The sequence below is a fragment of the Chryseobacterium gregarium DSM 19109 genome, from assembly GCF_000430845.1.
Taxonomy (GTDB): Bacteria; Bacteroidota; Bacteroidia; order Flavobacteriales; family Weeksellaceae; genus Chryseobacterium; species Chryseobacterium gregarium.
On record NZ_AUMU01000018.1, the window covers coordinates 95,404 to 103,895 of the forward strand.

Annotated in this window: 9 protein-coding genes and 1 pseudogene; 2 read left to right on the forward strand and 8 right to left on the reverse strand. The window is 37.1% G+C overall.

The window, feature by feature from the left end:
- Positions 1–2: 2 nt before the first annotated feature.
- The 8 genes from H561_RS0118070 to H561_RS0118105 form a co-directional block, all read right to left on the reverse strand.
- Positions 3–3,125: a SusC/RagA family TonB-linked outer membrane protein gene (locus tag H561_RS0118070; protein ID WP_228372302.1), complete on the reverse strand. Its 3,123-nt coding sequence runs from the start codon at positions 3,123–3,125 to the stop codon at positions 3–5.
- 94 nt (positions 3,126–3,219) lie between these two features.
- Positions 3,220–4,050, reverse strand: a complete 831-nt coding sequence (locus tag H561_RS23445) for a FecR family protein (RefSeq protein WP_027388281.1) — start codon at positions 4,048–4,050, stop codon at positions 3,220–3,222.
- Between the two features lie 328 nt (positions 4,051–4,378).
- Positions 4,379–4,867, reverse strand: coding sequence for an RNA polymerase sigma factor (locus tag H561_RS0118080; RefSeq protein WP_027388282.1), 489 nt, complete (start codon positions 4,865–4,867; stop codon positions 4,379–4,381).
- A gap of 202 nt (positions 4,868–5,069) precedes the next feature.
- Positions 5,070–5,534 (reverse strand): MarR family winged helix-turn-helix transcriptional regulator, encoded by a 465-nt coding sequence (locus H561_RS0118085; protein ID WP_027388283.1) that lies wholly within the window; start codon positions 5,532–5,534, stop codon positions 5,070–5,072.
- Positions 5,518–5,967, reverse strand: a complete 450-nt coding sequence (locus H561_RS0118090) for an EVE domain-containing protein (RefSeq protein ID WP_027388284.1) — start codon at positions 5,965–5,967, stop codon at positions 5,518–5,520. Before H561_RS0118090 ends, H561_RS0118085 begins: the two co-directional genes overlap by 17 nt.
- 111 nt (positions 5,968–6,078) lie before the next feature.
- Complete coding sequence (locus H561_RS0118095) at positions 6,079–6,438, reverse strand: VOC family protein (RefSeq protein ID WP_027388285.1); 360 nt, start codon at positions 6,436–6,438, stop codon at positions 6,079–6,081.
- 125 nt (positions 6,439–6,563) lie between these two features.
- On the reverse strand, positions 6,564–6,797 hold the full coding sequence (locus tag H561_RS22810) for a hypothetical protein (protein WP_155845844.1): 234 nt from the start codon (positions 6,795–6,797) through the stop codon (positions 6,564–6,566).
- Between the two features lie 74 nt (positions 6,798–6,871).
- Positions 6,872–7,423, reverse strand: a complete 552-nt coding sequence (locus H561_RS0118105; RefSeq protein ID WP_027388286.1) for a hypothetical protein — start codon at positions 7,421–7,423, stop codon at positions 6,872–6,874.
- Positions 7,424–7,711: 288 nt separating this feature from the next.
- Here H561_RS0118105 and H561_RS23710 point away from each other — a divergent pair.
- Both H561_RS23710 and H561_RS0118110 read left to right on the forward strand, forming a co-directional pair.
- A pseudogene (locus tag H561_RS23710) lies at positions 7,712–7,849 on the forward strand (transposase); the annotation flags it as partial.
- A 32-nt stretch (positions 7,850–7,881) separates the two neighbouring features.
- Complete coding sequence (locus H561_RS0118110; protein WP_081411685.1) at positions 7,882–8,169, forward strand: hypothetical protein; 288 nt, start codon at positions 7,882–7,884, stop codon at positions 8,167–8,169.
- Positions 8,170–8,492: the final 323 nt, after the last annotated feature.

The following is an 8,492-nucleotide window of genomic DNA, read 5'->3' on the forward strand; positions in this document are numbered from 1 at the left end:
CATTAAAATTTAACATCAATACCAAATGAGAATGTTTTTACCTGTGGATAATAATTTCCGCCTCCCAAAGCAACGCCGTCGGAACTTCCAAGGTTGTAATTGATTTCCGGGTCATAGCCTTCATAAAAATCAGTGAAAGTCAACAGGTTTTGTCCGTTTAAGTAGAGGTAAATACTTTGCATAAATGTGTTATCCGTAAATGATTTAGGCAATTCATACCCGATCTGTACATTTTTTAGACGCATGTACGCTGCACTTCTCATCCATTTGGTTGAGTTCTGTGTATTGTTTGTAGAAGTAAGGGAAACCCGTGGGAATTCAGCATCGGTATTCTCAGGGGTCCAGTAATCAAGCTGCCAAGGTTTCACGGCACTTGAATTGACTGCGGGAATGACATAATGTGAATCCAGATAACCGTCAACTTTACCGACACCCTGTATCAATGCGGATAATTTAAAGCCTTTATAAGATAAGCCCATATTAAACCCATACGTATACCTTGGAACCGTACTTCCGATAATGGTTCTGTCAGCATCTGTAATTTTTCCGTCTCCGATTGGATTACCGTTTGCATCAAAGGCGCCGGCAATATCTTTATATCTGATATCTCCCGGTTTCAAAGTTCCGAATTGTGTAGGGCCGGCATTGATTTCTGCCTGACTTTGATAGAGCCCGTCTGCGATAAAACCATAAATAGAATTCACTGAAGAGCCAACCTGCTGACGGAGAAGTGTTCCGGAAGACTGACCTTTCATGTCCGTAATTTCATTCTTCACATCAGAAAGATTAAAGCCGATATTCATTTTAAAATCTCCCCATCTTTCATTGTACTGCGCGCCGATTTCCCAACCTTTGTTGCTTACTGTTGCAGCATTCTGAACGGGTGCTTCTAAGCCGGTAAGCTGAGAAGTATTTAATCTTAAAAGAATTCCGTCAGTTTTTTTGTTGTACAGATCAAAAGTAAGGTCTAATTTTCTCCATAGAGATACATCGACACCAAGACCGGACATGGTGGTTTCTTCCCATTTCAGATCAGGATTTGACATGATCAGTTGCTGGATCGTCTGATATACAACGCCGTTCATAGAAGTACTTCCCAACGATAAAGGTTCTGAAAAAGGGTAGTACGACGAACTGATGTTCTGATTTCCCAGCTTCCCCCAAGAACCTCTGAATTTTAACTGGCTGACCGTTCTTCTCAAACCTTCGAAAAAGTTTTCTCTGGAAACCACCCAACCCGCTGAAAATGATGGAAAAACAGCCCAACGGTTTTTGCCGATAAACCTTGAAGTGCCATCGTACCTTATATTAGCTTCAAATAAATATTTTTGATCATACTGGTAATTGAACCTTCCAAAAGCAGAAACTAACAGCCATTCATACTCTGCACCTCCGTTATCTTTGGTTTCATTATCTGCTCCGGCATCGATCACTTCGTAACTGTCATAGAGAAAATCTCTCCGGTATCCGGATAGTATTTTTTCATTATAGGTTTCTCTTGAAGCTCCGGCAAGAAGCTCAAAACCGTGTTTGCCAAAATCTTTTTTTGCATCCGCCTGAAACTGATAGGTTCCGTAAAACTGACGTCTTGCAGATTCCGTAAGTTCTGTAAAAGTGTTGGCAGAACCTGCTTCAGTTCCGTCTTCGTAATAGGTCGGGACACTTTTTCTGAAAAGATGAATATTGGTCGTGAGATAACGGGGAGCAACCATGCCTTTTAAGGTTAACCAATCGGTAGGTTTGTAAGAAACATTCATGTTTCCTATAAACTCAAGATTATTTTGCTTACGGTTTCCGCCATTTTCGATATAACCCACCGGATTGATTTTTACCCAGCCGTCAGAATAGTTTTCACCATAATAAATGGGGATATTGGTTGGCATTCTGCCAAGATAGTTCCATACGGTACCTTCATCGGCGATTTGTGTTCTGTCTTTGTTTAAGAATGACATATCCAGTCTGATATTCCATTGATCATTCGGGGTAATATCCATATTATTACGGAAAACAAACCTCGTAAAGTCAGTGTTTTTAATAATTCCTTCCTGTTTTGAATAGCCAAAAGACGGCGATACACTGATGATCCCGGATTTTGCGGATAAAGAAAGATAATGGTCCTGCAAAAATCCGCTTCCCTGAAGGATTGCTTTCTGCCAGTCGTAGTTGTTTGGGTTTTTATTGTATTCGTTTCTGAAATCATTGATGGCTTCGTCGCTGTAGATCTTTGTACCATTATCATTCATGCTTGCATCATTAAATACCTTCATGTAGGTAAGGCCATCGGTAACTTTGGGTATGGCTGTGGCTCTTTGCCATCCCGTATACATTCTGTATTGAGCGGTGAGTTTATTTCCCTTCGCACGTTTTGTGGTCACAAGAATAACTCCACCCGCTGCTCTGGAACCATATATGGCAGCAGAAGCAGCATCTTTCAGAACAGAAATAGACTCAATCATATTTACATCAACATCATTGATGTTTCCTGCAACACCGTCAATGATCACCAAAGGATTGCTGTCTGAACCTCCAAAACTGTTGATCCCTCTGATTCTGATGTTTCCTGCATCACCTCCCGGCGCGCCTGTCTGTGTAGTCACCGTGACCCCTGGTACAATACCCTGCAAAGCGTTTCCCGCTGAAAGTACAGGTTGTCCTTCTGCAGCTGAGCCCTTCACAACAGATACTGAACCTGTGATAATAGATTTCTTTTGTGTACCGTAACCGACAACGACCACTTCTTCTATTTGTTTTTCCTGATTGTTTAAAGTATCTGTTTTAGGCTCAATTTCATTTTCAGCAAAAGAATTCACTGAAGATAATTTTCTGAGGGTTATCGTGTTGTTCTGGATCTGATAATCCAAAGGAACACTCTTTTTCAGATAATTTAAACTTTGCTGTAATGATGAATAGTTGATTTTACTTTCATCTACCCAAATGTTTTTAAAATCTGAAGCAGAATAAAAGAATTTTGTATGGGTAGATTTCTTTAATTTTTTAAGTATTTTCACTAATGCTACCTGCGCTTGATTGTTTGTAACAGGCATATCAGTCTGGGTTTGTGCATAATTTTGCACGGGAAATCCCATAGCGACGAGTAAAGCAATAGAAATTGCAGTTTTTTTCATAAATTTGAAAGAGTTAATTTATTATTCTTAAGCGAGTTTTGAATTAATTTACAAGCACTGATAACGCCACATTATTGGTGCTGTTTTATTTTATTTAATAAAGAGTTATTTCATTTTCATTTTTAATAATAGTTTTTAGATTAAAGGGATAATTGATGATGGAAAGAATTTCTTTCAGATTTCCTGAGAAAGAGCCTGATACCTGGTTTTTAGCAATGTTTTCAGGATATGATATTTTAGTTCCGTATGTATTCTCTATTTCAGATATAGCATCTTCGAAAGTTGTGTTCTCAAAAGTGAAAGTTTTTACAGCATTGCCTGCATAATAATGAAAGTCATTTTTTGTAGGAGATGTGCTCCAGTTTTCATTCGGCAGGAGATAGGTCAGTTTGCCGTTGTGATTGACTTTCACTTTTCCTTCAAATAATTGCACCTTTTTTTCTTCTGATTTCTGATCAACCGAAAATTTTGTTCCCAAAACTTCAACACTGAAACCGCCTGCGTCTACGATGAAAGGTTTAGACTGATCTTTTGCAATCGAGAAGAAACCTTTCCCCTGAAATTGTACATGTCTGTATTTCTTGCCAAAATCTTTATTCAAGGATAATTTACTGTGAGGTTCCAGGGTGATAACGCTATTATCGGATAATCTGAAAGTTTTAGATGATTCATTGGTTTGCCATACACTTACTGACAAATTATTTTTAATTTCTTGTTGACCAGAATCTTTATAAAAAAACAGGATGCCGAATAAAGGAACCAAAACAGCCGCCGCAGCCATCCAATAATATTTTCGCTTATTATTTTGCTTAATTCTCCCGTTGATTCCTCTCCATATTCTGGAATCGGTTGCAGAATCCATTTTCTGTTTTTCTTCGGAGACTGTGTTCCAAATTTTTTCCAAATGCTTTTGAGAATCTTTCATACAATTATAATTACGCGGCAAAATAAAAATATCCACCCCGAAGAGATGGATTTAATAGTTTGTTTATATTGATTAACATTGCGTTAAAATCACCTGAGTTCAGGATAAATCAGTATGAACATTTTGTAGATAAATTATCTTTAACGCAACACCTGCAAAGTCTTATTAATAAGTGATTTTATTTTTCCGTTCGCAAAGGTACTCTGTCAGCAAGGGCTGATTGCGCCTTTAGCTGAGCAGGACACCCATACGACCCTTAAAAACAGTGAGTAGTCAAAAAATATTTGCATGCTTTGCGTTAAAAAAAACATGATTTAAAACGCTAATGTTAAAATAGATTCAAGTTTGCCCTTATGTGCCGGATGACTTTATTGACTTGTTTTTCCACGGCCGTTTTTGATATATTATTTTCTTTTGCGATTTGAGAATAGCTGACTTTCTCCAGTTTGTTTTTATAGAAAAAAATTTTGCTTCTTTCAGGAACTTCTTCCAGAAGGGTATGTATTTTTAATAGCTGCTCTTCCTTGAATTCATGATCATTTTTTTCAGAATGGGCTTCATCTTTGATCAGGCTTTCATCCGAAAAAGAAAAGATCATTTTATTTTTTCTGTAAAAATTAGCAACTTCCTGTTGAGCCGTTTTGAAGATAATAGCTTCTAAAGTTTGAGGATTTTTAAGAGAGGAAGAATGTTTCCAGAGATGTATAAAAATCTCCTGTACAACATCTTCCACATCTTCCATGTTGGAAATAAACTTTTTGACAAAAAAGTATACCTGATGTTTGTAATCTAAATATATTTTTTTAAAATATTCCATTATAAAACACAACACGGTTTCAATGCGTTGGCAAAAGTAGTCAATTCGTTTCTAGCCAATATCAAGTATATATTAAATTTGACTTGGTTTTATTTATTATATATGGTTTTATAGTGGTCTGAAAATGTAATCGATTGCTTTTACGCGCCAAACAAATTAAAAATATCCGGATTGAATTGAGCTGCGAACCTTAAGGAATATTTTATATTTCTGTTGTACTCTGTTCAATAAGGGTTGCCATATTTGAATTAAAGGTTTTCAGGTGTATTCCTAAACTGCAAAAAAACTCAATATCGGCAGCTTCTACGCTGACAATCGCTTTTTGCAGGATTTCTTCCCCTTTAGCGGTCATTCTTATTGTTTTAGCCCTGGTATCAGTAGGATGCCCGTGTCGTGTAACAAACGTTTTGTCTTCCAGTGTTCTCAGCACTTTAGATACCATCATCCTATCCGCATTGCTCTGATTGGCTATATCGATCTGTGTTACTACATCGCTGTCCTTGGAGAGCCAGGCTAAAGCACAGAGTAGGGCAAACTGCGTCTGCGTCAGGTCCAAAGGATCTAAGACGCGTTTCAACCTCCTTTGCCATAGCATGGTCAGCTGACCGAGAAGATAACCCGGACTGTCTTCCGGCTTTTTAAAATGAAATTCAATTTTTTTGCTCATCGTCTATTTGTTGCATCTGTGAAGAAATCAGTTCGAAATCATTCCGTTTTATCTCAAAGAACCCAAAACGGAACGGATAGCCCCAGTGCTCTTTATTCTGAATAAAGGACAAATCATCAATTAACGGCAGAATAGAAATGGCTTTAGGGCTGAAAAATTCTGCGTTCCGTCTTGAAGGAGAAAAGTCTTCCGACACTTCCACCTTATAAATTTCATCGTCTGTTACCTTTCCCAAAGCCGTAAACTCCTGACATTTGTCCGGTTTATCCATCGTCTGCTTTCCTGAATAGCATACCATAAAATCCCCCTTGCTCATTCTTTTTAAAGGCGAATTTTTTCCGTGACAAGCCTGTATAATTCCAAGTTCAACGCCTGATTTTACGTGATCTTCGGATGCTGCGACAATCCAATACTTTGTATCTCTTGCCCTCATTATCTGGATTTTATAGATTCTGAAATTCCGGCAATCTTCAACATTGGTTTTGCTTAAAAAATTCAGTGAGTGAGCTTGTTTTAAGCGCTAAAACAGTTCCCGAAATCTGTTTTATTTTGCATTTAAAAAAGTAAGTTTATATCCGTCGAGATCCTTAACATGGAAAGCCCTGCCAAAAGGCGTGTCTATAATCGGTCCGGCTGTTGTAATTCCTTTGGCTATAAATTCTTCTTTCAGTTCGTCTACATTTTTATCAACGGCAAACCAAAGGGCTACACCAATGCCCGGTTCTTTTCCTTCAAGCGGTTCAAGCGGGGTGCGGATAGCAAAACTTGCCTCTCCCTGGCTGTATTTGAAAACACAGGCTTGCGGGTTAGTGTCTCCAATTTCAAATCCCAGCTTTTTCTCATAGAAGTCTTTTGATGCCTCTAAATTTTTTACCTGCAGTGATGCGAATGTAAGTAGTCTCATATTAAATAAGTTATATTGTTGTCGCAAATATAGTATATACAACAACAATAATCAAATCTTTTATGAATTATTTTATATTGACCATTTTGATTCGTTTATAATTATAAAATATAAGGGATTCCGGATTACTGTTGCACTAAATGTTGCAGATCCGGATCGTTCTGAATTCTTTCCAATTCATCAGCACTAATTTTAATTACATCTTTTTTGATTTGCTTATCGTTGGCTTCAATTTCCTGCTTATTAACAATAAGAGTGATCAAAGTATCGGCACCTGTTTTTTCTAAATTGGTATTGATACTATTTTTCCAAAGAATCAATCCTGAAGTTTTGCGCACCGTTGTCGTTTTAGAAATCATTCTTTTCAGGATCAGCTTTATTGATTTTTTTTTATCTCTGTAAAATTTGAAGATTATATAATAGGATTGGCGTCTTATTTCCAATCGACATTTAGTTTGTTTTCCGCAGCGAAGGTTTTACCCGTGTTCAGAAGATCTGTGTACATAGTTTCAAACTTGGCGCTGTATTTTTGTTCAATAGCATTGGCTAACGCATCTTTTTTTGCCTGATCCGCCTTACTGTCGCAAAGCTTCGCATACTTTGTATATTCATTTTTATAGACAGGAATTACAAATTCATAGAGTGCTACAGACTTTTCCTTAATGGCCTTTCTGTCATCAGAATTTGCGTTCAGTGCTTTGATATCGTTGAGGGACTTTTCCATATACAGGATATTATTCTGTACGAGTTTCCCGGCTTCGTCACCATTCTTCTTACTGGATGGGATGTCAGGAAATTCTGTTGTTTCATCATTGATATGCTTCGCCAGTGTCGGAGTGGCAAAATCACTTATTGTATTGGTGTTCAAAATTGCAGTGGCGAAAAATTTGTCGGCAGGTTCTGCGCAGGATTGGAAAAACAGCGCCGGAATTAGAAATAATACGACAGAGTAGTAGCGGGTAAACGTTTTGATCATGTTCTGCATAATTTATATTAATTTAAAGTTTCTCATCGATGGTAAATGCCGGTTCAGCTCGGTTCGGTTGCCGGAATCCCGATGTCTATTGAAAAAAGCATTCCTAACTAAGCTGAGTCTGTTAGCAAATATCAGACCTTTGGACGTTATATAAAAAGGAATTTCCTAACGGCTTCATTATCCGTTTGACCTTCTCCCAAAAAACCGGATCAGTTAAAAGTAGAGATTTTTCAAGAAATACTTAAATTTAAATAAAGAAAAATCTAATGAAACCTAACGCAATGGTTAGGCGTAGCCAAAAAGAGCAGATTTACAGAGAGTCAGATTATTTTTGCATTGAAGCAGTCTGAAACGGGGGTGAAAGTTGAAGAAGTTTGTCGTAAAATGGGTATAAGTGAGGCAACTTTCTACAATTGGAAGAAGAATCAGACAGGATCTGCAAATTATATCCCTATATAGATGTTTTTATGATTGTTATACATAATGTCAGCCACGATCTGCAAAAATTTTTTCAGGATATCTTAGAAAGTTTTAAAGACCTGCTCTCGGAAGTTCAGGAAGCGATCGATCGCAAAGAGATCAATTATCCTGATGCACAAGTATTTTTAAGCGATCTGTTTTCACTATCATCCTTTTCTTACATCTTTAACAATTTTTTTAGCACTTTGAAAATTCCTTTACATAAAAAGTCCATTTTTGATGATTGTAACAATAAGAACAGAAGAATTCTGAATATTCTTTTTGAAAGCAATTAAGTAATAAAAAGTTAGAATTACATTGATGATATAGTGTCGGATGTAAAGAGAGAATCTATCACCGTTTTTTGACAGGACCATTATTTTCTATAAGAGTTTATCTGGTAGAATAATTTTTTCATCACTTTCTTTTAATTCTTGTGCGTAGGGTATCTAGGGCTTGGAAATATTGAAAAGGAAGCAGTGACTTTGCTTATGCTTGTGACGGAGGAAGTGTTTTTCAAATAATAGTATTTTTACGTTAGATCATTCTGAGTAGTGAAAAAAAAGGATAAAAAAAAGGCGCCAACTGGAAACAGTTGGCGCCATTTGGCATTTTGTGA

What these genes read in the sequence shown, in the direction of transcription:
- H561_RS22810 (WP_155845844.1), bottom strand. Translation starts at nt 6,797, where the DNA reads ATGATTTCTAAAACGACAACGGTGCGCAAAACTTCAGGATTGATTCTT.
- H561_RS0118105 (WP_027388286.1), bottom strand. Translation starts at nt 7,423, where the DNA reads ATGCAGAACATGATCAAAACGTTTACCCGCTACTACTCTGTCGTATTA.
- H561_RS0118110 (WP_081411685.1), top strand. Translation starts at nt 7,882, where the DNA reads ATGATTGTTATACATAATGTCAGCCACGATCTGCAAAAATTTTTTCAG.
- H561_RS0118070 (WP_228372302.1), bottom strand. Translation starts at nt 3,125, where the DNA reads ATGAAAAAAACTGCAATTTCTATTGCTTTACTCGTCGCTATGGGATTT.
- H561_RS23445 (WP_027388281.1), bottom strand. Translation starts at nt 4,050, where the DNA reads ATGAAAGATTCTCAAAAGCATTTGGAAAAAATTTGGAACACAGTCTCC.
- H561_RS0118095 (WP_027388285.1), bottom strand. Translation starts at nt 6,438, where the DNA reads ATGAGACTACTTACATTCGCATCACTGCAGGTAAAAAATTTAGAGGCA.
- H561_RS0118090 (WP_027388284.1), bottom strand. Translation starts at nt 5,967, where the DNA reads ATGAGGGCAAGAGATACAAAGTATTGGATTGTCGCAGCATCCGAAGAT.
- H561_RS0118085 (WP_027388283.1), bottom strand. Translation starts at nt 5,534, where the DNA reads ATGAGCAAAAAAATTGAATTTCATTTTAAAAAGCCGGAAGACAGTCCG.
- H561_RS0118080 (WP_027388282.1), bottom strand. Translation starts at nt 4,867, where the DNA reads ATGGAATATTTTAAAAAAATATATTTAGATTACAAACATCAGGTATAC.